General features: G+C 53.0%; 22 protein-coding genes. 5 read left to right on the forward strand and 17 right to left on the reverse strand.

What is annotated here, in order from left to right; genetic code table 11:
• The first annotated feature begins 3 nt into the window (after positions 1 to 3).
• Together gspE and hofC are read left to right on the forward strand one after the other, a co-directional pair.
• Entirely contained in the window at positions 4 to 1,389 is a 1,386-nt protein-coding gene (gene gspE, locus D9597_RS03450; RefSeq protein ID WP_130221626.1) for a type II secretion system protein GspE, read from the forward strand.
• On the forward strand, positions 1,379 to 2,581 hold the full coding sequence (hofC, locus tag D9597_RS03455; protein WP_130221627.1) for a protein transport protein HofC: 1,203 nt from the start codon (positions 1,379 to 1,381) through the stop codon (positions 2,579 to 2,581). Before gspE ends, hofC begins: the two co-directional genes overlap by 11 nt.
• Positions 2,582 to 2,615: 34 nt before the next feature.
• Here hofC and guaC read toward each other — a convergent pair whose 3' ends face one another.
• Positions 2,616 to 3,659 carry a GMP reductase gene (gene guaC, locus D9597_RS03460; RefSeq protein ID WP_130204936.1) on the reverse strand — a complete coding sequence of 348 codons (1,044 nt, stop codon included), beginning with the start codon at positions 3,657 to 3,659 and terminating at the stop codon, positions 2,616 to 2,618.
• 224 nt (positions 3,660 to 3,883) lie between these two features.
• On the opposite strand from guaC, the gene coaE reads away from it, so the two are divergent.
• From coaE to yacG, 3 genes are read left to right on the forward strand one after another with little or no spacing between them, the layout of a single operon-like run.
• The gene (gene coaE, locus D9597_RS03465; RefSeq protein WP_130221628.1) at positions 3,884 to 4,504 is read left to right on the forward strand and encodes a dephospho-CoA kinase; all 621 of its coding nucleotides are present in this window, start codon (positions 3,884 to 3,886) and stop codon (positions 4,502 to 4,504) included.
• Positions 4,504 to 5,247, forward strand: coding sequence for a cell division protein ZapD (gene zapD, locus D9597_RS03470; RefSeq protein ID WP_130217398.1), 744 nt, complete (start codon positions 4,504 to 4,506; stop codon positions 5,245 to 5,247). The genes coaE and zapD overlap by 1 nt, the downstream gene beginning before the upstream one ends.
• Positions 5,248 to 5,256: 9 nt before the next feature.
• The gene (yacG, locus tag D9597_RS03475; protein ID WP_000005046.1) at positions 5,257 to 5,454 is read left to right on the forward strand and encodes a DNA gyrase inhibitor YacG; all 198 of its coding nucleotides are present in this window, start codon (positions 5,257 to 5,259) and stop codon (positions 5,452 to 5,454) included.
• Positions 5,455 to 5,543: 89 nt separating this feature from the next.
• Here yacG and mutT read toward each other — a convergent pair whose 3' ends face one another.
• The 16 genes from mutT to ftsI all read right to left on the reverse strand — a co-directional run bounded on the left by mutT (position 5,544) and on the right by ftsI (position 25,573).
• Positions 5,544 to 5,942, reverse strand: coding sequence for an 8-oxo-dGTP diphosphatase MutT (gene mutT / locus D9597_RS03480; protein WP_130221629.1), 399 nt, complete (start codon positions 5,940 to 5,942; stop codon positions 5,544 to 5,546).
• A 59-nt stretch (positions 5,943 to 6,001) separates the two neighbouring features.
• A complete protein-coding gene (gene secA, locus D9597_RS03485; RefSeq protein WP_130204928.1) occupies positions 6,002 to 8,707 on the reverse strand; it encodes a preprotein translocase subunit SecA in 2,706 nt (901 codons plus the stop codon).
• Positions 8,708 to 8,768: 61 nt separating this feature from the next.
• Positions 8,769 to 9,281: a secA translation cis-regulator SecM gene (gene secM / locus D9597_RS03490; RefSeq protein WP_130221630.1), complete on the reverse strand. Its 513-nt coding sequence runs from the start codon at positions 9,279 to 9,281 to the stop codon at positions 8,769 to 8,771.
• Between the two features lie 230 nt (positions 9,282 to 9,511).
• Positions 9,512 to 10,429, reverse strand: coding sequence for a UDP-3-O-acyl-N-acetylglucosamine deacetylase (gene lpxC, locus D9597_RS03495; RefSeq protein ID WP_000595482.1), 918 nt, complete (start codon positions 10,427 to 10,429; stop codon positions 9,512 to 9,514).
• A gap of 100 nt (positions 10,430 to 10,529) precedes the next feature.
• Positions 10,530 to 11,681 carry a cell division protein FtsZ gene (gene ftsZ / locus D9597_RS03500; protein WP_064525175.1) on the reverse strand — a complete coding sequence of 384 codons (1,152 nt, stop codon included), beginning with the start codon at positions 11,679 to 11,681 and terminating at the stop codon, positions 10,530 to 10,532.
• Positions 11,682 to 11,741: 60 nt separating this feature from the next.
• Entirely contained in the window at positions 11,742 to 13,004 is a 1,263-nt protein-coding gene (ftsA, locus tag D9597_RS03505) for a cell division protein FtsA (RefSeq protein ID WP_000588474.1), read from the reverse strand.
• A complete protein-coding gene (gene ftsQ, locus D9597_RS03510; protein ID WP_000075731.1) occupies positions 13,001 to 13,831 on the reverse strand; it encodes a cell division protein FtsQ in 831 nt (276 codons plus the stop codon). Before ftsQ ends, ftsA begins: the two co-directional genes overlap by 4 nt.
• A gap of 1 nt (position 13,832) precedes the next feature.
• On the reverse strand, positions 13,833 to 14,753 hold the full coding sequence (gene ddlB, locus D9597_RS03515; protein WP_130204924.1) for a D-alanine--D-alanine ligase: 921 nt from the start codon (positions 14,751 to 14,753) through the stop codon (positions 13,833 to 13,835).
• Entirely contained in the window at positions 14,746 to 16,221 is a 1,476-nt protein-coding gene (murC, locus tag D9597_RS03520) for a UDP-N-acetylmuramate--L-alanine ligase (RefSeq protein WP_130221631.1), read from the reverse strand. Before murC ends, ddlB begins: the two co-directional genes overlap by 8 nt.
• 53 nt (positions 16,222 to 16,274) lie before the next feature.
• Complete coding sequence (gene murG / locus D9597_RS03525) at positions 16,275 to 17,342, reverse strand: undecaprenyldiphospho-muramoylpentapeptide beta-N-acetylglucosaminyltransferase (RefSeq protein WP_130204920.1); 1,068 nt, start codon at positions 17,340 to 17,342, stop codon at positions 16,275 to 16,277.
• A complete protein-coding gene (gene ftsW, locus D9597_RS03530) occupies positions 17,339 to 18,583 on the reverse strand; it encodes a cell division protein FtsW (protein ID WP_130204918.1) in 1,245 nt (414 codons plus the stop codon). Before ftsW ends, murG begins: the two co-directional genes overlap by 4 nt.
• Positions 18,583 to 19,899: a UDP-N-acetylmuramoyl-L-alanine--D-glutamate ligase gene (gene murD / locus D9597_RS03535; protein WP_130221632.1), complete on the reverse strand. Its 1,317-nt coding sequence runs from the start codon at positions 19,897 to 19,899 to the stop codon at positions 18,583 to 18,585. Before murD ends, ftsW begins: the two co-directional genes overlap by 1 nt.
• 2 nt (positions 19,900 to 19,901) lie before the next feature.
• Positions 19,902 to 20,984: a phospho-N-acetylmuramoyl-pentapeptide-transferase gene (mraY, locus tag D9597_RS03540; protein ID WP_000964122.1), complete on the reverse strand. Its 1,083-nt coding sequence runs from the start codon at positions 20,982 to 20,984 to the stop codon at positions 19,902 to 19,904.
• Positions 20,978 to 22,336 carry a UDP-N-acetylmuramoyl-tripeptide--D-alanyl-D-alanine ligase gene (gene murF / locus D9597_RS03545; RefSeq protein ID WP_130221633.1) on the reverse strand — a complete coding sequence of 453 codons (1,359 nt, stop codon included), beginning with the start codon at positions 22,334 to 22,336 and terminating at the stop codon, positions 20,978 to 20,980. Before murF ends, mraY begins: the two co-directional genes overlap by 7 nt.
• Positions 22,333 to 23,820 carry a UDP-N-acetylmuramoyl-L-alanyl-D-glutamate--2,6-diaminopimelate ligase gene (gene murE, locus D9597_RS03550; RefSeq protein ID WP_130221634.1) on the reverse strand — a complete coding sequence of 496 codons (1,488 nt, stop codon included), beginning with the start codon at positions 23,818 to 23,820 and terminating at the stop codon, positions 22,333 to 22,335. The genes murF and murE overlap by 4 nt, the downstream gene beginning before the upstream one ends.
• Positions 23,807 to 25,573 carry a peptidoglycan glycosyltransferase FtsI gene (ftsI, locus tag D9597_RS03555; protein WP_000642222.1) on the reverse strand — a complete coding sequence of 589 codons (1,767 nt, stop codon included), beginning with the start codon at positions 25,571 to 25,573 and terminating at the stop codon, positions 23,807 to 23,809. The genes murE and ftsI overlap by 14 nt, the downstream gene beginning before the upstream one ends.
• Positions 25,574 to 25,579: the final 6 nt, after the last annotated feature.

Here is a 25,579-nt window from a genome sequence, read left to right on the forward strand (position 1 = left end):
GCGATGAATATTTCACAGCTCACCGCCCTGTGTTTGCGTTACCAGGGGGTCTTACTGGATGCCAGCGAAGAAGTGGTTCATGTTGCGGTGGTCGATGCCCCCTCACATGAGTTGCTGGACGCATTGCATTTCGCTACCACCAAACGTATTGAGATCACCTGCTGGACGCGCCAACAGATGGAAGGTCACGCCAGTCGCACACAACAGACATTGCCCGTAGCCGTTCAGGAGAAACATCAGCCTAAAGCAGAATTGCTGGCTCATACGTTGCAATCTGCACTGGAACAACGCGCGTCAGATATTCATATCGAACCAGCGGACAATAGCTATCGTATCCGCTTACGTATCGACGGCGTGCTGCATCCTTTACCTGATGTTTCACTGGATGCCGGAGTCGCTTTAACCGCCAGGTTAAAAGTGCTTGGAAGCCTGGATATTGCGGAACATCGCCTGCCGCAGGACGGGCAATTCACTGTCGAACTGGCCGGGAACGCCGTCTCATTTCGTATTGCTACCTTGCCATGTCGCGGCGGTGAAAAGGTGGTATTACGGTTGTTACAGCAGGTGGACCAGGCGCTGGATGTCAACACGCTGGGAATGCAACCATCACAACTGACGGACTTTACCCACGCCTTGCAGCAACCACAGGGACTGGTGCTGGTAACTGGCCCTACCGGCAGCGGCAAAACAGTCACGCTGTATAGCGCACTGCAAACGCTGAATACCGCCGATATTAATTTTTGCAGCGTGGAAGATCCGGTTGAGATCCCCATCGCTGGGCTAAACCAGACACAAATCCATCCGCGTGCCGGACTCACCTTTCAGGGCGTTTTGCGTGCGTTATTGCGCCAGGATCCTGACGTCATCATGATCGGAGAGATCCGCGATGGCGAAACGGCAGAAATTGCCATTAAAGCCGCGCAAACGGGTCATCTGGTATTGTCCACGCTACACACCAACTCCACCTGCGAAACGCTGGTGCGTTTACAGCAAATGGGCGTTGCTCGCTGGATGCTCTCGTCGGCCCTCACTCTGGTAATAGCCCAGCGCCTGGTACGTAAACTTTGTCCGCATTGCCGCCAGCGGCAAGGGGAACCGATCCGCCTTCCGGACAATGTATGGTCATCTCCGCTGTCCCGCTGGCAGGCACCGGGTTGTGAACATTGCTACCACGGTTTTTATGGTCGTACCGCCTTGTTTGAAGTCCTGCCCATTACACCAGCCATACGCCAGCTTATTTCCTCTAATACTGAAGTTGAATCGCTGGAAACGCACGCCAGGCGGACAGGTATGCGCACACTTTTTGAAAACGGCTGCCTGGCCGTGGAACAGGGCTTAACCACCTTTGAAGAGTTAATCCGCGTGCTGGGGATGCCACATGGCGAATAAGCAACTCTGGCGATGGCATGGCATAACCGGCGACGGCAATGCGCAAGATGGGATGCAATGGTCAGAGAGCCGTGCTTTGCTACTTTTGGCTCTACAGCAGCAAAGGGTTACCCCACTAAGCCTGAAGCGAATCGCCATCAATTCTGCGCATTGGCGAGGAGATAAAAGCGCGGAAGTCATTCATCAACTGGCGACGCTACTCAAAGCCGGGTTAACGCTTTCTGAAGGGCTGGCACTGCTGGCGGAACAGCATCCAAGTAAGCAATGGCAGGCATTGTTGCAATCGCTGGCGCACGATCTCGAACAGGGCGTGGCCTTTTCCAGTGCCTTATCGCCCTGGTCAGAGGTTTTTCCGCCGCTTTACCAGTCGATGATCCGTACGGGGGAAGTGACCGGTAAGCTGGATGAATGCTGCTTTGAACTGGCGCGTCAGCAAAAAGCCCAGCGCCAGTTGGCCGACAAAGTGAAATCAGCGTTGCGTTATCCCATCATCATTTTAGCGATGGCAATCATGGTGGTTGTGGCAATGCTGCATTTTGTGCTGCCGGAGTTTGCCGCTATCTATAAGACCTTCAACACCCCACTACCGGCGCTAACGCAGGGGATCATGACGCTGGCAGACTTTAGTGGCAAATGGGGCTGGCTGCTGATAGTGCTCGGCTTTCTGCTAGCGATAGCCAACAAACTGCTGATGCGTCGCCATACCTGGCTTATTGCGCGGCAGAAATGGTTATTACGCATCCCGATAATGGGAGCCCTGATGCGGGGACAAAAACTCACGCAGATCTTTACGATTCTGGCGCTGACACAAAGTGCAGGGATTACTTTTTTGCAGGGAGTGGAGAGCGTCAGGGAGACGATGCGCTGCCCGTACTGGGCGCAACTTCTGACACAAATTCAGCATGATATCAGTAACGGTCACCCCATCTGGCTGGCGCTAAAAAATGCCGGGGAGTTTAGCCCGCTCTGTTTGCAGTTAGTGAGGACAGGAGAGACATCCGGGTCGCTGGATCTCATGCTGGAGAATCTTGCCCATCATCATCGGGATAACACGCTGGCGCTGGCAGATAACCTTGCCGCCTTACTGGAACCGGCGTTGCTGGTCATTACTGGAGGAATTATCGGTACATTGGTGGTGGCAATGTATCTGCCAATTTTCCATCTGGGCGATGCGATGAGTGGGGTGGGATAATGCTGGCGTGTTGCTCCACGCCAGCATTGGGAGATTACAGATTATTGAAGATGCGGTTTTCTTGTTCCAGTACGCGGATAAACGTGGTGCGTTTGGTCAGCTCTTTCAGGCGTGAAGCCCCAACGTAAGTGCAGGCTGAACGCAGACCGCCTAAAATATCACGCGCGGTATTTTCAACCGGACCGCGCAGAGGAAGCTTAACGGTTTTACCTTCTGCAGCGCGATATTCCGCAACGCCGCCAACGTGACGTTTCATCGCAGACTCGGAGCTCATACCGTAGAACAGCATAAATTTCTCGCCGTTCTCTTCAACAATACGGCCGCCGCTCTCTTCGTGACCAGCCAGCATTCCGCCAAGCATTACGAAATCGGCACCGCCACCAAAAGCTTTCGCGACATCGCCCGGTGTGGTACAGCCGCCATCGCTGACGATCATCCCGCCCAGACCGTGCGCGGCATCGGCGCATTCGATCACCGCAGAAAGCTGCGGATAACCGACGCCCGTTTTCACGCGAGTTGTACAAACAGAGCCAGGACCAATGCCAACTTTAACGATATCGGCACCGGAGAGGATAAGCTCCTCACACATTTCGCCAGTTACCACATTGCCTGCACAAATAGTTTTGGTCGGCCACGCTTCACGCGCCTTCGCAACAAACTGCACGAAGTGCTCAGAATATCCATTCGCAACATCAATACAAACGAAGTTTAATGCCGGGTTCAGGTCGAGAATTTGTTTAGTTTTTTCGAAATCGGCATCCGACGTACCGGTAGAAACCATCACATGTTTCAGCACATCAGCAGAAGAATTGTTGATAAACGCTTGCCACTCTTCAACAGAGTAATGTTTATGTACAGCGGTCAAAATATCGAAAGAAGCCAGTGCCGTAGCCATACTAAAAGTGCCTACGGTGTCCATATTTGCGGCGATAATCGGCACGCCGGACCAGCTTTGACCTGAATGTTTGAAGGTGAATTGACGTTCCAGTTCAACATCGGAACGGCTTTTAAGAGTAGAGCGTTTAGGGCGGATGAGGACGTCTTTAAAACCTAACTTCAGATCTTCTTCGATACGCATGTGCAGATTCCTGGGGTTAATGGCTATAAGGGTAAGAGCGCAACTCCAGTGACGCTATCATACGCACTAATCGATATGGCGCAAGACTGCGAAATTGTCTTTTTTTACGCTACAATCCCATAAATTTACCTGGTAAATAGTGGGCGAACGTTTCATCAATTTCGCTTTCGCGCGCTCTTTATTAACATTTTGATAATCATGATGAATTCCCAGGAATATAGATTATGAGGTATACAGTTGCCTTAACAGGCGGCATTGGCAGTGGCAAGAGTACCGTTGCAAATGCATTTGCTGACCTCGGAATTAATGTCATTGATGCCGATATTATTGCGCGTCAGGTGGTTGAACCGGGTACACCTGCACTGCGTGCCATTGCTGAACACTTTGGCGCGGATATGATTGCTGCTGATGGAACATTGCAACGTCGCGCCTTGCGCGAGCGGATCTTTGCCTATCCGGAAGAGAAAAACTGGCTTAATGCCCTGCTGCATCCTCTGATTCAGCAGGAGACGCAACGCCAGATCCAGCAAGCAACTTCACCTTATGTGTTATGGGTTGTGCCATTGCTGGTAGAAAACTCACTGTATAAAAAAGCGAATCGAGTGCTGGTGGTGGATGTCAGCCCAGAAACGCAGCTTAAGCGCACCATGCAGCGCGATGATGTTACTCGCGAGCATGTCGAACAAATTCTTGCTGCCCAGGCAACGCGCGAAGCCCGTCTTGCGGTGGCAGATGACGTCATTGATAATAACGGCACACCAGATGCTATTGCATCAGATGTTGCCCGCCTGCACGCACACTATTTGCAGCTCGCGTCGCAGTTTGTCTCACAGGAAAAAACTTAATGCAGACCCAGGTCCTTTTTGAACATCCACTAAATGAAAAAATGCGTACATGGCTGCGCATTGAGTTTTTAATTCAACAACTCACCGTAAATTTGCCTATTGCTGACTACGCTGGTGCTCTGCATTTCTTCCGTAATGTTAGTGAATTGCTGGATGTGTTCGAGCGTGGAGAAGTTCGTACCGAACTACTGAAAGAGCTGGAACGTCAACAGCGTAAACTCCAGACCTGGATTGGTGTGCCTGGCGTGGACCAGACCCGTATTGAAGCATTAATTCAGCAGTTGAAGGCCGCAGGTAGCGTGCTGATTTCCGCGCCGCGTATCGGGCAATTTCTGCGTGAAGACAGGATGATTGCCCTGGTGCGCCAGCGTCTGAGCATTCCCGGTGGTTGTTGCAGCTTTGATTTACCTACGTTGCATATCTGGTTGCATTTACCCCAGTCGCAGCGCGACAGTCAGGTAGAAACCTGGATTGCCAGCCTGAGCCCGCTGACACAGGCACTTACAATGGTGTTGGATTTGATTCGTCAGTCGGCACCGTTCCGCAAACTGACCAGTCTGAACGGTTTTTATCAGGATAACGGCGAAGACGCCGATTTGTTACGGCTGAATCTGGCACTCGATTCACAGCTTTATCCGCAAATATCCGGTCATAAGAGCCGTTTTGCCATTCGCTTTATGCCGCTGGACAGTGAAAATGGACAAGTACCGGAACGTCTGGATTTCGAACTGGCTTGTTGCTAAGGAGTAAAAATGTCAGAAACTATTACGGTGAATTGTCCCACCTGCGGGAAAACGGTGGTGTGGGGTGAAGTCAGCCCATTTCGGCCATTTTGTTCCAAACGCTGCCAGTTGATCGACCTCGGAGAATGGGCTGCGGAAGAAAAACGAATCCCCAGCAGTGGCGATCTTTCTGAGAGCGATGACTGGAGCGAAGAGCCAAAGCAGTGACATTTGTCTGATGCCGCACGTAGGCCTGATAAGACGCGCCAGCGTCGCATCAGGCATCTTGTGCAAATGTCGGATGCGGCATAAACGCCTTATCCGACCTCCAGACACTTAAGCTTCGCAATTACCGGTTCATTGGCTGGCGGAAAATCTTCTGCATTGAGGCTGGCCAGCGCCATCCACTCACCGGGCTGTCCCTCTTTCCCCCACGGTTCCCCTTCCCAGCTTTCGACCAACCAGAACCACAGTGTGATATGCCTGTCAGAGAACTGATATTCCAGCTTTTCAAACAGCGAATAACGTTGCGGGGTAACCCCGACTTCTTCCTGAAGCTCCCGTACCATCGCTTGTTCTGCCGTTTCTCCCGTTTCTATTTTACCGCCCGGAAACTCCAGCTTATTTGCCATGTGCGCATCTGCGGCGCGACGGGTTATAAAGATTTCGTTGTTTTCGTTGCGAATAATACCTACCGCGATTTGCAGTTTTTTCATTGTCTTAAGCCTATAAAAAAGGCGCAGAATCCTGCGCCTTTTATTTCAACACTTAGCTTTTATTGCAGGCGACCATGGCACTGCTTGTATTTTTTACCAGAACCGCATGGGCAAGGATCGTTACGTCCAACTTTACGATCGCCGGTTTGCGCTGCCAGCGCAGCCGCAGCTGCAGAGTCGTCATCCTGATGGCTAAGCTGCTGCATTTGCGCTAAACGCTCAGCTTCCATACGACGCTGCTGCTCCAGTTCTTCAACTTCTTCCGGCATGCGTACTTGTACTTTGCTTAACGTGCTGATGACTTCATATTTCAACGATTCAAGCATCGCCGCAAACATGGAGAACGATTCACGTTTGTACTCCTGCTTCGGATCTTTCTGTGCATAGCCACGCAGGTGGATACCCTGACGCAGATAATCCATCGCCGCCAGGTGCTCTTTCCACAGGGAGTCCAGCGTTTGCAGCATCACCCCTTTCTCGAAGTGACGCATCATCTCAGCGCCAACCACTTCTTCTTTACGGTGATACACTTCGATGGACTGCTCCAGGATACGCTCACGCAGCGTCTCTTCATGCAGTTCTGGCTCTTTGTCCAGCCACTCGGCAATCGGCAAATCAAGGTCGAAGTCGTTTTTCAGACGTTCTTGCAAACCGGGAATGTCCCACATTTCTTCCAGTGACTGTGGTGGAATGTAGGCATCGATGGTTGCTTTGAACACATCTTCACGAATGCTGTTGATGGTTTCGCTCACATCGCTGACATCCAGCAGTTCGTTACGCTGGGAGTAAATGGCACGACGCTGATCGTTAGCTACGTCATCGTATTCCAGCAGCTGTTTACGAATGTCGAAGTTACGGCTTTCAACTTTACGCTGAGCATTGGCAATTGCTTTAGTTACCCACGGATGCTCAATGGCTTCGCCGGGTTTCATACCCAGTTTACGCATCATCCCTGATACGCGGTCAGAGGCAAAAATACGCATCAGCGCATCTTCCATCGACAGGTAGAAACGGGAAGAACCGGCATCACCCTGACGACCAGAACGGCCACGCAGCTGGTTATCGATACGACGAGATTCGTGACGCTCAGTGCCGATGATATGCAGGCCACCTGCTTCCAGTACCGCGTCGTGACGCACCTGCCAGTCGGCTTTAATTTTTTCAATTTGCTCTGCGGTCGGGTTTTCCAGCGCGGCAACTTCTGCCTGCCAGCTACCACCAAGCACGATGTCAGTACCACGACCCGCCATGTTGGTCGCGATGGTCACCGCAGCCGGATAGCCCGCCTGAGCAACGATTGCCGCTTCGTTGGCGTGGAATTTAGCGTTCAGAACGTTATGTTTGATACCGGCTTTGGTCAGCTCGTTTGATACCAGTTCCGATTTCTCGATTGAAATAGTACCCACCAGCACTGGCTGGCCTTTCGCAGTACGTTCTTTGATATCTTCAATGATCGCCTGAATTTTTTCCGCTTCGGTCATGTAGACCAGATCTGGCAGATCTTTACGAATCATCGGGCGGTTGGTCGGAACGACTACAGTATCCAGCTTGTAGATGGAACTGAATTCGAAGGCTTCGGTATCAGCCGTACCGGTCATCCCCGCCAGTTTTTCATACAGACGGAAGTAGTTCTGGAAGGTGATCGAAGCCAGTGTCTGGTTTTCGTTCTGGATCTGTACACCTTCTTTCGCTTCCACAGCCTGGTGCAGACCATCAGACCAGCGACGGCCCTGCATGGTACGACCGGTATGTTCGTCAACGATGATAACTTCACCATCTTTAACGATGTAATCGACATCGCGAGTAAACAGCGCGTGAGCACGCAGCGCCGCCGTTACGTGGTGCATCAGCATAATATTGGCCGGAGAGTACAGCGACTCACCTTCATCCATAATGCCTTCTTTCACCAGCAGCTCTTCAATAAGCACCAGACCACGTTCGGTCAGGTTCACCTGGCGAGATTTTTCATCCACCGAGAAGTGGCCTTCGCCCTGGAAGGTTTCGGAGTCTTCTTTTTCCTGACGGATCAGGTACGGAATGATTTTGTTTACGCGCTTATACATTTCCGAACTGTCTTCCGCCGGGCCGGAAATGATCAGCGGTGTACGCGCTTCATCGATCAGGATGGAGTCCACTTCGTCCACCAGCGCATAGTGCAGTTTACGCTGTACACGTTCTTCAGGGCTGAACGCCATGTTGTCGCGCAGGTAGTCAAAGCCGTATTCGTTGTTAGTACCGTAAGTAATGTCAGCCGCGTAAGCTTCACGCTTTGCCGGTGCTGGCATGCCCGGCAGGTTGATGCCGACGGTCAAGCCGAGGAATTCAAACAGCGGACGGTTGTTTTCGGCGTCACGTTGCGCCAGATAATCGTTGACGGTAACAACGTGCACACCTTTACCGGTTAATGCGTTCAGGTAAGCAGGCAGCGTTGCGGTCAGGGTTTTACCTTCACCTGTACGCATTTCCGCGATGCAACGTTCATTAAGAACCATACCGCCGAGCAGCTGTACGTCGAAGTGGCGCATGCCAAAAACACGCTTACTGGCTTCACGCACGACAGCGAAGGCTTCCGGAATCAAGTTTTCCAGCACTTCGCCTTTTTCCAGACGCGCGCGGAACTCTGCCGTTTTTCCTTTCAGTTCTTCGTCGGAGAGTTTTTCAATCTCCGGTTCCATGGCATTGATAATGTTGACGACTTTGCGCATCCGGCGCAGGGTACGATCGTTACGACTACCGAAAACTTTAGTTAATAATTTGATTAGCATAATAAAATCTCAAACACCCCGCATTGCGGAGTAAATAAAATGAAGTAAAGGTTTTCCGTTGTTAGCTGAGGCGTTGAGGGCCAGCACGGATGCCCTGCGCCTGGCTTATCCAGACGGGCGTGCTGAAGTTTGCTTGAGGGGTAAAATGCGCATAATCAATGCGATAACCATTTTCAGACCGCGTGCCTTCCTGGGTCAGCAGCGCGCTGAGCGTATCCAGTAAAGCAAGATGTTGCGCCTGAAGCGGTAAAGATTCCTCGGCAACGGGCAGCGTTTGCGGCGCCATTGCAAAGGAGAGATGGCGAATTACCGTGCGAATAGCATGTTGATGCCAGTAATCAACGGAATAGTTAGAGTTCAGGCGGCGCGTGTTTGCTTCCAGCAAGGCCAACTGACTAAAGTTAACTTTGGCGGAAGGCTCGTGATTGCGCGTTGTCGCTTTTGCGGGCGCGTTTGGCTCGGCGGCGTTGCTGAGCGCAGGCAAACCTAAACTCGCCGCGACCATCCCTAATAAGAGATGCGGCCAGAAGTAGCGTCTACCTAACTGTCGCCAGCGCGTCAGTATTCCACTCACGTTATTGCCATCCCGATCGTATTCAACGTTTTTAGCGCACAAATCTTATCATTAAAGCCAGAAGTCCACAGCAGTATTCAAGATAAGTAACACGTAAAAGTGCTTAAGAAAACAGCGTTCGCACCGATTTCTTACGACGCTGTAAAAACTCAAAAAAAAACGACTGGGTCACCTGGCCGGAGAGAGTGCCAGATTTGCCAGTCGAATTTTATACGACAGTATAGATGTCGTTATGCCAGTACGGCTGAAGGCGCTTTGAAGGCCAACGGCAGTTCTGCGTCGTCCTGGAAGGTCACATATTCCCAGGCTTCCTGTTTTGCCAGGACAGCCTGCAACAGTTTGTTATTCAGTGCATGACCGGATTTATAAGCGGTAAATGCGCCGATAATGTTGTGACCACACATGAACAAATCACCGATCGCGTCGAGCATTTTGTGACGCACAAACTCGTCTTCAAAACGCAGGCCGTCTTCGTTCAGTACGCGATAATCGTCAACAACGATGGCACAATCGAAGCTGCCGCCCAGGCACAGGCCACGGGACTGCAGATATTCGATATCACGCATGAAACCAAACGTACGCGCACGGCTGATCTGGCGCATAAACGCATCAGCAGAGAAGTTCATCGCATAGCGTTGATTGCTGGAATCGATTGCCGGATGGTTGAAATCGATGGTGAAGTCCAGCGAAAAACCATTGTACGGCTTAAATTCAGCCCACTTATCGCCATCTTCGACGCGAACAGTCTCTTTGATGCGAACAAATTTCTTGGCGCAGTTCAGCTCGTCGATACCAGCATCAAGCAGCAGGTAAACAAACGGAGCGGCACTGCCGTCCATGATTGGGATTTCCGGCGCGTTAACTTCGATAACAATGTTATCGATGCCTAAGCCCGCGAGCGCTGCGTTCAGGTGCTCAACAGTTGAAATCCGTACATCATGCTCGTTGACCAGACACGTACAGAGCATGGTATCACGCACAGATTTGGCATCGGCCGGGAAATCTACCGGTGGATTCAAGTCGGTGCGACGATAGATGACCCCGGTGTTGGCCGGCGCAGGGCGTAAGGTCAGAGTGACTTTCTTGCCGGTATGTAAACCGACACCCGTCGCCTGAACGATACGTTTAAGTGTCCTTTGTTTGATCATCGTATTATCTCGCCAAATTATCTATCCAACCGAAGTGTACTATACATTCGGCAGGCCAGTTTAGCACAAAGAGCCTCGCAACCCAAATTCCAGCTAATTCTTAGTCAGCTTGCTTACGCAGGAATGCCGGGATATCCAGATAATCCGGCTCTTTCACGGTTTGTGGCGTATTGTCGTTCACCACTTTGGCCACGGGCTTCTGCTCTTGCGTCAGCGGCGCCATACCATGCTGCTGGTAGCGGTCCATCACTGGCTGTTGAACTTGCTTATTGGTCACGAGGGTGATTTCAGGACGTTTGTCCATACCGATACCTGTCGCAACCACGGTTACACGCAGTTCATCGTTCATATCCGGGTCAAGAGAAGTACCGATAACCACGGTCGCGTTGTCCGAAGCAAATGCACGGATGGTGTTACCTACGGTTTCGAATTCATCCAGACGCAGGTCGAAGCCCGCAGTGATGTTAACCAGCACGCCGCGCGCGCCAGACAGGTCGATATCTTCCAGCAGCGGAGAAGAAATTGCCATTTCGGCCGCTTCTTCCGCACGGTCTTCACCGCTCGCCACGCCAGAACCCATCATTGCGTAGCCCATTTCAGACATCACAGTACGTACGTCTGCAAAGTCCACGTTCATCAGACCCGGACGAGTAATCAGTTCGGCGATACCCTGAACAGCGCCTTTCAGCACATCGTTAGCTGCGCCAAACGCATCCAGCAGGGAGATACCGCGGCCCAGAACTTTCAGCAGTTTGTCGTTCGGGATTGTGATCAGTGAGTCCACATGTTTGGATAATTCAGTGATCCCCTGCTCCGCAAATGCCATACGCTTCTTGCCTTCAAAGTTGAAAGGCTTGGTCACGACAGCAACGGTCAGAATACCTAAATCTTTAGCCACTTCAGCAACAACCGGCGCTGCACCTGTACCGGTACCACCGCCCATGCCCGCTGCAATAAAGACCATGTCTGCCCCTTCCAGCGCCGCACGCAGTGCATCACGATCCTCATCAGCCGCATTACGGCCAACTTCTGGATTAGCGCCAGCTCCCAGTCCTTTGGTGATACCACTACCGATCTGAATCGTCTGCCCAACCGCTGTTTTACGCAGCGCCTGTGCATCGGTATTTACCGCGAAAAATTCAACACCTTCAATGCGCTCACGCACCATGTGTTCAACAGCATTACCGCCGCCGCCGCCGACGCCGATGACTTTAATCACCGCGTCGTTGGTAAGTTCCATTGGTTCAAACATAGTTTCTCTCCGATATGTGCCTGTCGCCTGAGGCCGTAATCACCGCCGGCCTCATAAAAATTAAAATTCTTTTCGCAGCCAACTATTGAGTCGCTTGATCCACGAGCCAACAGATGCTGTAACACGTTTTTCAACTTCCGCTTCACCGTTAAGATGTGACTCTTTCCCGTAATGAAGCAATCCCACTGCCGTTGAATAATACGGCTCCTGAGCGTAATCCGTTAAACCGGTGATATTCAGCGGCGCGCCGATACGCACCTGCGTATGAAACACGCGTTGAGCGCAGGCGGCAAGACCTTCGATCTGCGCCGCGCCACCGGTTAATACGATACCCGCAGCCAGGTGATGCTTTACGCCTTGTTGGCGAAGCTTTTCCTGCAGCTGCAATATCTCTTCGTTGACCAGGTTGAGCAGCTCGGTATAGCGCGGCTCAATCACCTCCGCCAGCGTCTGACGTTGCAGACTACGCGGCGGACGACCACCTACACTCGGCACTTCCACGCTCTCGTCTTTACCGACGATGGAACCCAGCGCGCAGCCATGACGAACTTTAATCGCTTCGGCGTCGCTTGGCGGTGTGCCAAAGGCATAAGCGATATCACTGGTCACGACATTGCCAGCATAAGGAATTACCTTGGTGTGACGCAATGCCCCGCCAGTATAAACGGCGATATCCATTGTACCACCACCGATATCGACGACGCAGACGCCCAGTTCACGTTCGTCTTCCGTCAATACCGAATAACTTGATGCCAGTCCGGCAAATATCAGTTGGTCAACTTTCAGGCCACAACGTTCAACGGCTTTCACAATGTTTTTTGCCATATCGTTGTGACATGTGATCAGGTGCACTTTTGCCTGCATACGCACGCCAGAAAGTCCTACCGGATTTTTGATCCCTTCCTGATAGTCAATCGCATACTCTTGCGGGATCACATGCAGCACACGATGTTCATCACGCACGCGCACCGATTTCGCGGTATGGACGACATTTTCTACATCTTCTTGTGTCACTTCTTCTTCAGAAATAGGCACCATACCAATTTCATTCTGGCAGCTGATGTGCTTACCAGAAAGCGCCAGATATACCGAAGAGATCTGACAATCTGCCATCAATTCTGCCTGGTCAATGGCGCGCTGTACGCACTTGACCACGGATTCGAGGTCGTTCACCCCGCCTTTATCCATACCACGTGACGGGCAGCTGCCCACACCAATGATATTGACCATACCGTCGGGCAGAACTTCCCCTACTAAAGCGGCAACCTTCGCGGTACCAATCTCCAGTCCTACTACCAGTTTTCTGTCCGTCGCCTTGATCATTGTTGTTCTGCCTGTGCCTGATTTTGTTGCTGAGTAGATTCCTCTGGTGGCAAGGGCGCCCAGCCGACTGCCGCACCAGAGTCATAACGCAAATCAACGTAGCTAATCCGTTTGCCATCGGTTTGCGCCTGCTGCTGTAAAACCGGATAAAGTTCTACAAAGCGAGCCAAACGTTTCATCGTATCGCCCCGGCCAAGATTGAGCTTAATATCGTTATTCAGCGTCAACTGCCAGGAACGCCGCGCGGTCATCGCCGCTTCCTTCAGAGTAAATCTGTCCTTTGCCAGCATCTGCCCCATTTCGCGATAACCCTGCAACACTTCATTTGCGCTGCCTTCCGGACCATACAACATTGGGAGCACCTGCTTGCTGGTGCGATCTGGCGGAACGCTGAAGGTGTTTCCTTCGGCGTCAACCATATGCTGATCATTCCAACGCGCAATCGGCACATATTCAACCAGATGAATCTTCAATTCATCAGGCCACTGCTTTCTGACGCTCACCTGCTTAATCCACGGCAGGCGTTGTTCAATTTGCGTCTGGATGATATTTACATCCTGGGTCATAAAGGTACCTGGCTCACCCAATGCCAGGATCGACTGCCGGATATCGTCATTACGCGTGTAATGGCGTTCACCGGTCAACACCAGCTTTGAGAGCGGCAGGCGTTGCGCATCTTCCATCCAGCCCAACACGACCCAGCCGCTCACCAACACTGTCGTTAAAACGGTCAGCAGGAAAAGGATCCCCGCCAGACGCGTTCCATTATTGCGGTGAGAAGAAATCTCTTCTTCACTGTTTCGCGTGTTCAGAGCAGCCTGCGACATATTAGTCCGCCAGTTCCAGAATTCGTACTACCAACTGCGAGAAGCTCATACCCGCCTGACGTGCCGCCATCGGCACCAGACTGTGACTGGTCATACCCGGTGAGGTATTAGCTTCCAGCAGATAAAACTGTCCATCACTGTCCAGCATGACGTCTATACGCCCCCATCCTTTGCATCCTAAAGTCGTCCATGCTTTCAGCACTAATGCCTGCAAATTTGCCTCTTGAGCCACTTCTAAACCTGCCGGGCAGAAATACTGTGTCTCATCAGAGAGATACTTCGCCTCATAATCATAGAAGGTTCCAGCGGGTTGAATACGTATTGACGGTAAAATTTCTTCACCGAGTATCGCAACCGTGAACTCCGGCCCACTTAGCCATTTTTCAATCAAAACTTCTTCATCGTGCTGAAATGCCAATCTTAATGCATCTTGCAGAGCATTTTCTGCTACTACTTTTGACATTCCCACACTGGAACCTTCGCGGCTCGGCTTGACGATAAGCGGCAAACCTAAGGCAGAAATTTCTGCTAACTGCTTATCACTAATGCCTTTTTCAAACTCTGCGCGGGTTAATGCTACCCACGGCGCTACCGGTAAACCAGCGCCCTGCCAAAGCAGTTTGCTGCGTAGTTTATCCATTGAAAGCGCAGATGCCATCACTCCACTGCCGGTATAAGGCAAGCCCATCAGCTCGAGCATACCCTGCAGCGTGCCATCTTCACCACCGCGACCGTGCAGAGCGATAAACACTTTCTGAAAGCCCATCGACTTCAGTTGCGTTACGTCGATTTCTTTTGGGTCGACAGGATACGCGTCAATACCGCCTTCACGCAGCCCAGCTAACACTGCCGCGCCAGAATTCAGAGAAACTTCCCGCTCTGCGGAGGTCCCGCCCAACAGGACCGCGATTTTATCAGTCATGTTGTTCTTCCTCCGTAGTTTGCGGCTTCAGTTTGATTTCAGCTAAAGATCGGGCAATTTTTCCGATATTTCCTGCCCCCTGAACGAGAATCAGGTCGTTACCAGTTAATACTGGTGCTAACATCTCAGCCACCTGCGCCGGGTCCGGCACCAGAATCGGATCAATTTTCCCACGGCCACGGATTGTACGACACAACGAACGACTGTCCGCTCCCGGAATAGGCGCTTCGCCTGCCGGATACACTTCCAGCATCAGCAGGGTATCCACCTGAGTTAGCACATTGGCAAAATCGTCATACAGGTCGCGCGTACGGGTGAAACGGTGTGGCTGAAACAGCATCACCAGGTTTTTATCCGGCCAACCTGCACGCGCCGCTTTAATAGTCGCGTCCACTTCGGTCGGGTGGTGACCATAGTCATCAACCAGCATTGCCGTACCGCTTTTACCATTCACGGGTTCCAATGGAAATTCACCAAGGAAATCAAAGCGGCGTCCGGTCCCCTGGAAACTCTCCAGCGCACGCAAAATAGCCTCGTCTTCAATCCCCTCTTCCGTGGCGACCGCAACGGCAGCGGCAGCATTCAGGGCATTGTGACGACCTGGCGCATTCAGTGTAACGCGCATTGGCTCTTTGTCCTGACGCAGCAGCGTAAAGTGTCCCTGCGGGCCAATCTGCTGATAATCTTCCACACGCACGTCAGCATCTTCGCTGAAGCCATAAGTGGTGGTTTGACGGCCTACACACGGTAACAATTCGCGAATTACCGGATCGTCAACACACATCACCGCACGACCGTAAAACGGCAAGTTGTGCAGAAAATTAATAAAGGTCTGTTTTAAATTCTCAAAGTCGCCCTGGTAGGTATCCATATGGTCGGCTTCGATATTAGTGACAATCGCTACCATCGGTTGCAGATGCAGGAACGACGCATCGCTTTCATCCGCTTCAGCAATCAGGTAACGACCGTGACCTAAACGTGCATGAACACCCGCCGCTTTTACCAGCCCACCGTTCACGAAGGTCGGGTCGAGGCCCGCTTCTGCGTAGATGCTGGAAACCATCGCGGTGGTCGTGGTTTTGCCATGCGTCCCGGCAATGGCGATACCATGACGAAAACGCATTAACTCAGCCAGCATTTCAGCACGACGAATAACCGGAATACGAGCCTCATGAGCGGCAACAATTTCCGGGTTATCGGCGGAAATCGCGCTGGAAACGACGACCACACTGGCATCACGCACGTTTTCCGGGCGATGATTGAAGTAAATCGTCGCTCCCAGATTCGTTAACTGTTGCGTGACTGGGTTTGGCGCTAAATCGGAACCACTGATCTGATACCCTTCATTGGCCAGAACTTCGGCAATACCGCCCATACCGGCACCACCGATGCCGACAAAGTGTATGTGCCGAACGCGACGCATTTCAGGCACGATGTAACGCAGTTTTGCCAATTGTTGTGTATTCATTCTTTACGCCATTAACTTCTCAAATTCATACGATGCAAAAGGCATCGCTACGATTACGCCCGGGCAGCCCGACTCACTTCATTTGCCACTCGCTCGGTGGCATCCGGAATGGATGCAGCTCGGGCGCGTTCTGCCATGGTTAATAAGGTTTCTCGCGACCACCCGGCCAGGGTGTTGGCGACGGCATCCACAGTAAGCTGTGGCTGCTCGATAATTTTGGCTGCGCCTGCTTTTTCCAGCGGCAGCGCATTCCAGTACTGTTGGCGGTCTTTATGTTGAAACGGCACAAACAACGCCGGTAGCCCTGCCGCAGCGATTTCACTCACCGTCAACGCGCCAGAGCGGCAAACGACGACATCCGCCCACGCATAGGCCGCCGCCATATCATCAATAAATTCCGTCACTTTATGCTGCGGTTGCCCCGCTTCGGCATAAGCCTGTTCAACGGTTTGTTGCGAACCTTTGCCGCTCTGATGCCAGATAGTGACTGAATCACCCAGCTTTGCTGCAACCTGCGGCATTGTCTGGTTAAGGATGCGCGCTCCCTGGGAACCACCCACCACCAGAACACGAACCGGACCTTCACGGCCAGCCATACGCTGCTGTGGCAACGGCAGCGCCAGCACATCAGTACGCACCGGGTTACCAACAACTTCGGCATCAGGGAAAGCCCCCGGAAACGCCTGCATGACTTTGGTAGCAATTTTCGCCAGCCATTTATTGGTCAAGCCAGCAATGCCGTTTTGTTCGTGAAGTACGACCGGAATGCCTAACGACCATGCTGCCAGACCACCAGGCCCGGAAACATAGCCGCCCATACCGAGCACCACATCGGGCTTGTAAGCTTTCATAATCGCCCGCGCCTGACGCCAGGCGTTAAAGATCCGCAGCGGAGCCGCGAGCAACGCTTTAATACCCTTGCCGCGCAGACCAGAAATACGAATAAAGTCGATCTCGATACCGTGCTTCGGCACTAAGTCCGCTTCCATACGATCGGCAGTACCCAGCCAGCGAACTTGCCACCCCTGGGCCATTAAATGGTGTGCAACAGCCAGTCCCGGGAACACATGCCCGCCAGTACCGCCTGCCATCACCATTAATCGCTTCCCTTTACCACTCATCGAGAACCTCGTACAAACGCCTGCGCTTTCTCCAGACGTGTTTCATAATCAATACGTAACAGCATCATGATGGCTGTCGACATAATCAGTAAGCTCGAACCACCGTAACTGATCAGCGGCAATGTCAGACCTTTAGTTGGCAACATCCCCGCTGCCGCGCCTACGTTAACCAGCGCCTGGAAGCTAAACCAGATACCAATTGAACAGGCGAGAAAACCGGAAAAACGGTGGTCAATTTCTAACGCTTTACGGCCAATCGACATCGCGCGAAAAGCGACGAAGAATACCATTAAAAGCGCCAGCACCACACCGATATACCCCAGTTCTTCGCCGATTATGGCGAAAATGAAGTCAGTGTGAGCTTCTGGCAGATACTCCAGTTTTTGTACCGAATTGCCTAAACCTTGCCCCCACAATTCGCCACGACCAAAGGCCATCAGGGATTGCGTTAACTGATAGCCGCTACCGAAGGGATCTTCCCACGGGTTCCAGAACGCAGTAACACGGCGGATACGGTACGGTTCGGCGAGGATCAGCAGCACGACCGCTGAAATCCCCATGCCGATAATGGCAATGAACTGCCACAATTTTGCCCCCGCCAGGAACAACATCGCCAGCGTAGTCACAAACAGCACCACCACCGTACCAAGGTCTGGCTGTGCCAGCAGTAACACTGCAAGCACCAGAATTACGCCCATCGGTTTCAGGAAGCCGCGCAGGTTGTTACGTACTTCGTCGCCTTTGCGCACCAGATAGTTGGCGATGTAACAAAACAGCGACAGCTTGGTCAGCTCCGCAGGCTGAATACGCAGCAGGCCGAGATCGATCCAACGTGATGCCCCTTTAACTGAGCTACCTACCACCAGCACGATCATCAGCAGGATGATTGATCCAAGCAGCATCGTGGCGCTGTAACGTTGCCAGAACTCCATCGGCAGACGCAGCGTAATGATCGCCAGAATGAACGCCAGGATCAGATAGACGCCATCACGCTTCGCGAAGAAAAACGGATCGTTGGTTAAGCGCTGCCCAATGGGCATTGACGCCGAAGTCACCATGATAAAGCCGATCGCCGCGAGGCCGAAGGTCAGCCAAAGCAAGGTGCGATCGTACATGATCAGGCTGTCGGTATCTTTTTCCCGCGAGCCCATCACCCAGCCTTTAAGCGCCGTGGAGATCCAGACCAGGATACTGAGTCCTGGCAGGCGCGGCATTTTCAGGCGAGGGAGAGATAAACGCATCAACCTAACTCCTTCGCCAGACGGGCGAACTCATTGCCCCGTTGTTCAAAGTTCTTGAACTGATCGAGGCTGGCACAGGCTGGTGACAACAGCACCATATCCCCTGGCTGCACGCGTGGCGCCAGCAAGAGCATCGCCTGCTCCATGGTTTCGGTTTGCTCTGCCACTTCCGGGCGCAGTGCCGCTAACTGGGCGCCATCACGACCAAAACAGTACAAACGCACGTTGTCGCCATTCAGATAGCGCGCCAGTGGACTGAAATCCGCCGATTTGCCATCACCGCCCAGCAATAAATGCAGCGTACCGTCTACCTGCAAGCCGTTCAGCGCCGCCTCTGTACTCCCGACGTTGGTGGCTTTCGAATCGTTAATCCAGCGCACGCCGTTATGCTCCAGCACCACTTCAAAACGATGCGGCAGACCAGTGAACGTGGTTAACGCTTTCAGGCTGCTGGCGCGCGGTAACCCTGCGGCATCAGCCAGCGCCAGCGCTGCCAGCGCATTGGTATAGTTATGTTGCCCGGAAAGTTTCATCTCTTTCACGTTCAACACTTTCTCGCCTTTCACACGCAGCCAGGTTTCGCCCTGCTGATGATTCAGGTGGTAGTCACCCATGTTGACGCCAAAGCTGACGCAACGTTCATCCGCACCGCGAATCGGCATCGTTAAGGCATCATCGGCATTGACGACACAAACTTTCGCATTTTCGTAAATGCGCAGTTTTGCCGCACGATATTGCTGCAATCCAAACGGATAGCGATCCATATGATCTTCAGTCACATTCAGAATGGTCGCCGCCACCGCCTGTAAGCTGGAGGTGGTTTCCAGCTGGAAGCTCGACAGTTCCAGCACGTACAGTTCGCACTCGGCATCCAGCAACATCAACGCAGGCAGGCCAATGTTGCCCCCCACGCCGACGTTAACACCTGCTGCTTTCGCCATTTCGCCCACTAAAGTGGTGACAGTGCTTTTGCCGTTAGAGCCAGTGATCGCCACAATCGGTGCCTGCGCTTCGCGGCAGAACAGTTCGATATCGCCAACAATTTCAATTCCGGCATCGGCAGCGGCGCTTAAAGATGGATGCGCCAGCGCAATACCGGGGCTGGCGACGATCAGATCGGCTGCCATCAGCCACTCGTCATTAAGACCGCCAGTGTGACGTTCCACCGCTTCGGGTAATTTATCCAGGCCAGGCGGTGTCATACGTGTATCCATAACGCGCGGCGTCACGCCGCGAGCAAGGAAAAAGTCCACACAGGAAAGCCCGGTGAGGCCCAGGCCGATAATAACGACATTTTTACCCTGGTAATCAGCCATGATTAACGTACCTTCAGCGTTGCCAGACCAATCAGGACCAGCATCAGCGAAATAATCCAGAAGCGCACAATGACGCGCGGTTCCGGCCAACCTTTCAGTTCATAGTGGTGATGAATCGGCGCCATGCGGAAAATACGTTGCCCGCGCAGTTTAAAGGAACCGACCTGCAAAATAACCGACAGGGTTTCAACCACAAACACACCGCCCATAATCACCAGCAGGAATTCCTGACGCAGCAGTACGGCGATAATGCCTAAAGCACCACCTAATGCCAACGAACCGACATCGCCCATAAAGACCTGCGCCGGATAGGTGTTAAACCACAGGAAGCCCAGCCCTGCCCCGACTATCGCGGTGCAAACAATAACCAGTTCCCCGGCGTGCCGCAGATACGGTATATGCAAGTAGCTGGCAAAGTTCATGTTGCCAGTTGCCCACGCCACCAGCGCAAAACCACCGGCGACAAATACGGTCGGCATAATCGCCAGCCCGTCGAGGCCATCGGTCAGGTTTACCGCGTTACCGGTACCCACAATGACGAAGTAAGCCAGCAGGATGTAGAACAGCCCCAGCTGCGGCATCACATCTTTAAAGAACGGCACCACCAGCTGCGTTGCTGGCGTGTCTTTCCCGGCAAGATACAGCGCAAAGGCGACGCCCAGCGCGATCACCGACATCCAGAAATACTTCCAGCGCGCAATCAGGCCTTTGGTGTCTTTACGCACCACTTTGCGATAGTCGTCGACAAAACCAATGATGCCGTAACCCACCAGCACCACAAGTACGCACCAGACGTACGGGTTGGAGGGGTAAGCCCACAGCAGTACGGAGATCACAATCGCCGTCAGGATCATTATCCCGCCCATGGTCGGCGTACCGCGCTTACTAAAGTGCGATTCCGGGCCATCGTTACGAACGACCTGACCAAAGGAGAGTTTTTGCAAATGGGCAATCATACGCGGGCCCATCCACAATGAGATGAACAGCGCGGTCAGCAGGCTGACGATGGCGCGAAACGTCAGATAGGAAAAGACGTTAAAGCCGGAATAATATTTGACCAAATGTTCGGCCAGCCAAACTAGCATGTCCCATTCTCCTGTAAAGCGCGTACCACCTCTTCCATGGCGGCACTACGTGAACCCTTAACTAAAATCGTAATCACCTGTTGCTCTGCAATCAGTGATTTAAGACGCGCAATTAACGCGGATTTATCAGCAAAATGTTCGCCAACGCCGCTGGCGGTGCTGATAGCATGGCTTTGTTTACCCACGCTTAACACGCGGTCAATACCAGCCGCCTTCGCCGCTTCGCCCACCTGTACATGGCAGGCTTCGCTTTCAGCGCCCAGTTCCGCCATATCGCCCACCACCAGCACGCGGTAGCCAGGCATTTCAGCCAGAACCTGGACTGCTGCGGTCATTGAACCGACATTGGCGTTGTAGGAGTCGTCGAGCAACAACTGGTTTTCCGCCAGTTGAATGGGGAACAGACGCCCGGGAACGGCTTTCAGATTTGCCAGCCCCGCTTTGATAGCATCAAGCGTTGCGCCCACGGACATGGAGAGCGCGGCGGCTGCCAGCGCATTCGCAATATTGTGACGCCCGGGCAACGGCAGCAGAACATCGACGCTACCCGTTGGGGTTTGTAGCGTAAATTCCGTACCGTGCGAAGTCACATGGATATTGGTGGCGGTGAAATCGCTGTTGGCGGCATTGGGTGAGAAACGCCACACTTTGCGTGAGCCAATTACGCTCTGCCAGTTCAGCCAGTCGTTGTTGTCGGCATTCATAATGGCGATACCGTTTTCCGGCAGGCCGGTAAAGATTTCGCCTTTCGCTTTTGCCACGCCAGCCAAAGAACCGAAACCTTCCAGATGCGCCGCCGCCAGGTTGTTGACCAGCGCCGCTTCTGGGCGAGTCAGGCTAACGGTCCAGGCAATTTCGCCCTGATGGTTCGCGCCAAGTTCGATAACTGCGTAATCGTATTCCGGCGTTAAGCGCAGCAGCGTCATTGGCACGCCGATGTCGTTGTTGAGATTGCCTGCCGTATAAAGCGTGTTGCCGCACTGGCTTAAAATCGCCGCCGTCATCTCTTTAACGGAGGTTTTACCGGAGGAACCGGTCAGAGCAACCACGCGCGCCGGAACTTGCTGGCGAACCCATGCAGCCAGTTCACCAAATGCCAGACGCGTGTCTTTAACGATTAACTGCGGCAGGTCGATATCCAGTGGACGGCTGACCAGTAATGCACCTGCACCGCCAGCTTTCGCCTGGTCGGCAAAATCGTGGGCATCGAAACGTTCGCCTTTCAGGGCAACAAACAGGCAGCCCGGCGTCAGTTTTCGCGTGTCAGTGGTTACGGCATCCAGGGTAATATCTGCCCCTTTTAGTTCACCGTTGAGAATATCGGTAAGTTGGCTAAGGGTTACGCTAATCATGCGATCACCCCCAGCAAACGCGCCACCGTGACGCGATCGGAGTAATCCAGGCGCTGATTGCCAACAATCTGGTAATCTTCATGGCCTTTGCCCGCGACAAGCACCACATCGTTCTCTTTAGCCTGCATAACGGCGCAAGTCACCGCTTCGGCGCGGCCTTCCATCACTTTGGCATGTCCGGCATCTAACATTCCCGCCAGAATATCGTTGATGATGGCGCGCGGTTCTTCGGTACGCGGGTTATCGTCAGTTACTACCGCCACGTCAGCAAACTCTTCAGCAATCGCCCCCATCAGTGGACGCTTGCCTTTATCACGATCGCCGCCACAGCCGAAGACGCACCACAGCTTGCCTGCACAGTGAAGACGTGCAGCCTGCAAGGCTTTTTCCAGTGCATCCGGGGTGTGAGCGTAATCCACAACCACCGTCGGTTTGCCCGGTGCAGTAAACACTTCCATACGTCCGCAAACCGGTTGCAGACGCGCGGCGGTTTTCAGCAGGTCAGCCAGCGGATACCCCAGTGCCAGCAGCGTCGCCAGCGCGAGCAGCAGGTTGCTGACGTTAAAAGCGCCCATCAGATGGCTTTCAATTTCCCCATCGCCCCAGCTTGAACTAAAGCGAATGGTTGCGCCGCTGTCGTGATAGTTCACGTTGGTCGCTTTCAACCAGCGGCCATGACAGTTCAGATTGATATGGTCTTCCATCGACACCGCAATTGCATCCGGCAGTTTTGCCAGCCAGCGACGGCCTACTTCGTCATCGGCGTTGACTATCGCCTGACCGCAATGATGTTCAGAATAAAGCAGCCATTTTGCGGCTTCGTAATGTTCCATATCACCGTGATAATCAAGGTGATCGCGGCTTAAGTTGGTAAAGACCGACGCCGCAAATTTCAATGCTGCCACACGGTGTTGTACCAGCCCATGGGAGGAAACTTCCATTGCGCAAAAAGTCGCGCCCTGATCCACCAGCCCCGCCAGCTCATGCTGAACGTCGACTGCCGAACCGGTCGTGTTTTCCGTCGGAATAACTTTACCCAGCAGGCCGTTACCTACGGTACCCATCACCGCGCTGGTTTCACCAAGCAACTGACTCCACTGCGCCAGAAGCTGGGTAGTGGTGGTTTTGCCGTTGGTACCCGTTACGCCCACGAGACGTAAATTGTCAGAGGGTTCATGGTAAAAGCGGCCCGCCAGCGCTGATAAACGCTCATTGAGCTGGCTGAGATAGATGACCGGTACGCCGTGCATTTCACGGATTTCACCATCGGTCGCCTCATCTTTCGCCTCTGCAATAATGGCAGCCACACCTTGCGCTATCGCCTGCGGGATATATCGACGCCCGTCCGCCTGATGACCTACTACAGCTACAAAAAGATCGCCCGACGCAGCCACACGGCTGTCGAGTGTCATCTCTCGCAGTGCTCGCGAAGGTGCGTTTGGCACCCACGGAGCAAGAAGGTCGCGCAAATTACGATCTGCCACCTGTCCCCTCGCCTTGATTAATCACAAATTCGTTTTTATCACCCGTTGTCAGCGCATCCGGTTCGATGTTCATGGTGCGCAATACGCCGCCCATGATGGCACCAAAGACCGGCGCGGAAACGGCGCCGCCGTAGTATTTACCCGCCTGCGGATCGTTGATAACAACAACCAGCGCGAAGCGCGGCTGACTCGCAGGCGCAACGCCTGCGGTATAAGCAATATATTTATTGATGTAGCGACCATCCGGCCCGACCTTTTTCGCGGTACCGGTTTTAATGGCGATACGATAGCCTTTAATCGCCGCCTTCACGCCACCGCCGCCCGGTAGTGCCACGCTTTCCATCATATGCACCACAGTGCGGACAATGGATTCCGGGAAGACACGTTCACCAGGAACCGGGGGGTCAACCTTGGTAATCGACAGCGGGCGATAGATGCCATAGCTGCCGATGGTTGCGTAGACTCGCGCTAACTGTAACGGTGTTACCATTAGCCCGTAGCCGAAAGAGAAGGTGGCCCTCTCTATGTCAGACCACCGTTGTTTTTGAGGATATAAGCCACTGCGTTCTCCGACCAACCCCAAATTGGTCGCTTTTCCCAACCCAAAACGTGAGTAAGTATCTACTAACGCTGAGGACGGCATCGCTAACGCCAGCTTGGAAACACCGACGTTACTCGACTTCTGTAATACCCCGGTCAGGGTTAATTCGCTATAGCGCGCCACGTCTTTAATTTCGTGGCCGTTAATTCGATAAGGAACGGTATTAAGCACCGAGTTTTCCCGCACCACACCACGTTGCAACGCGGTCATCACCACCATCGGTTTGACAGTAGAGCCCGGTTCAAACACGTCGGTAATGGTACGGTTACGCATCGCCTCTTTTGGCGTGCCACTCAGATTGTTGGGGTTGTAAGACGGGCTGTTGGCCATCGCCAGCACTTCGCCGGTGTTGACATCCACCAGCACGGCGCTGCCGGATTCAGCCTTGTTAAAGGCCACGGCGTTGTTCAGTTCGCGATAAACCAGCGCCTGCAGGCGTTCATCAATACTCAACGCCAGGTTGTGCGCCGCCTGGCTGTCGGTAGAAGAAATATCTTCGATTACACGGCCATAGCGGTCTTTACGCACAATACGTTCGCCCGGTTGCCCGGTAAGCCATTTATCAAAACTTTTCTCGACGCCCTCAATCCCCTGGCTATCGACGTTGGTAAAGCCAATGAGGTGAGCGGTCACTTCGCCAGACGGGTAGTAACGGCGAGATTCTTCGCGCAGATGAATCCCCGGCAGCTTCAGTTTTTTGATGTATTCAGCCATGTCAGGGTTAACCTGACGCGCCAGATAGATAAAGCGCCCTTTCGGGTTAGCATTAATGCGGGCGGAAAGTTGATCCAGCGGAATATTGAGCGCGTTAGCCAGCGCCTTCCAACGGTCGCCGACGCTGATGCCACCGGCTTCATGCACTTCTTTCGGGTCGGCCCAGATCGCTTTTACTGGCACACTTACTGCTAACGGGCGACCAGAACGGTCGGTAATCATGCCGCGGGAGGTGGAGACTTGCTGAACGCGAAGAGAGCGCATGTCGCCCTCTTTCACCAGCATATCCGGGGAGATTACCTGCAACCAGGCAACGCGCCCCAGCAGGAAAGCCAGTGCCAATAAAATACAGCCGCATAACAACGCAAAACGCCAACTGATAAAGTTGGCATGTTCTTCCTGACGTTTTGGTTTCTGCGTTTTCGCCGCTGCTTTCATGCGTCG

Origin of the sequence: Escherichia sp. E13S3 (assembly GCF_004212325.1) — a bacterium.
Classification (GTDB): domain Bacteria; phylum Pseudomonadota; class Gammaproteobacteria; order Enterobacterales; family Enterobacteriaceae; genus Escherichia.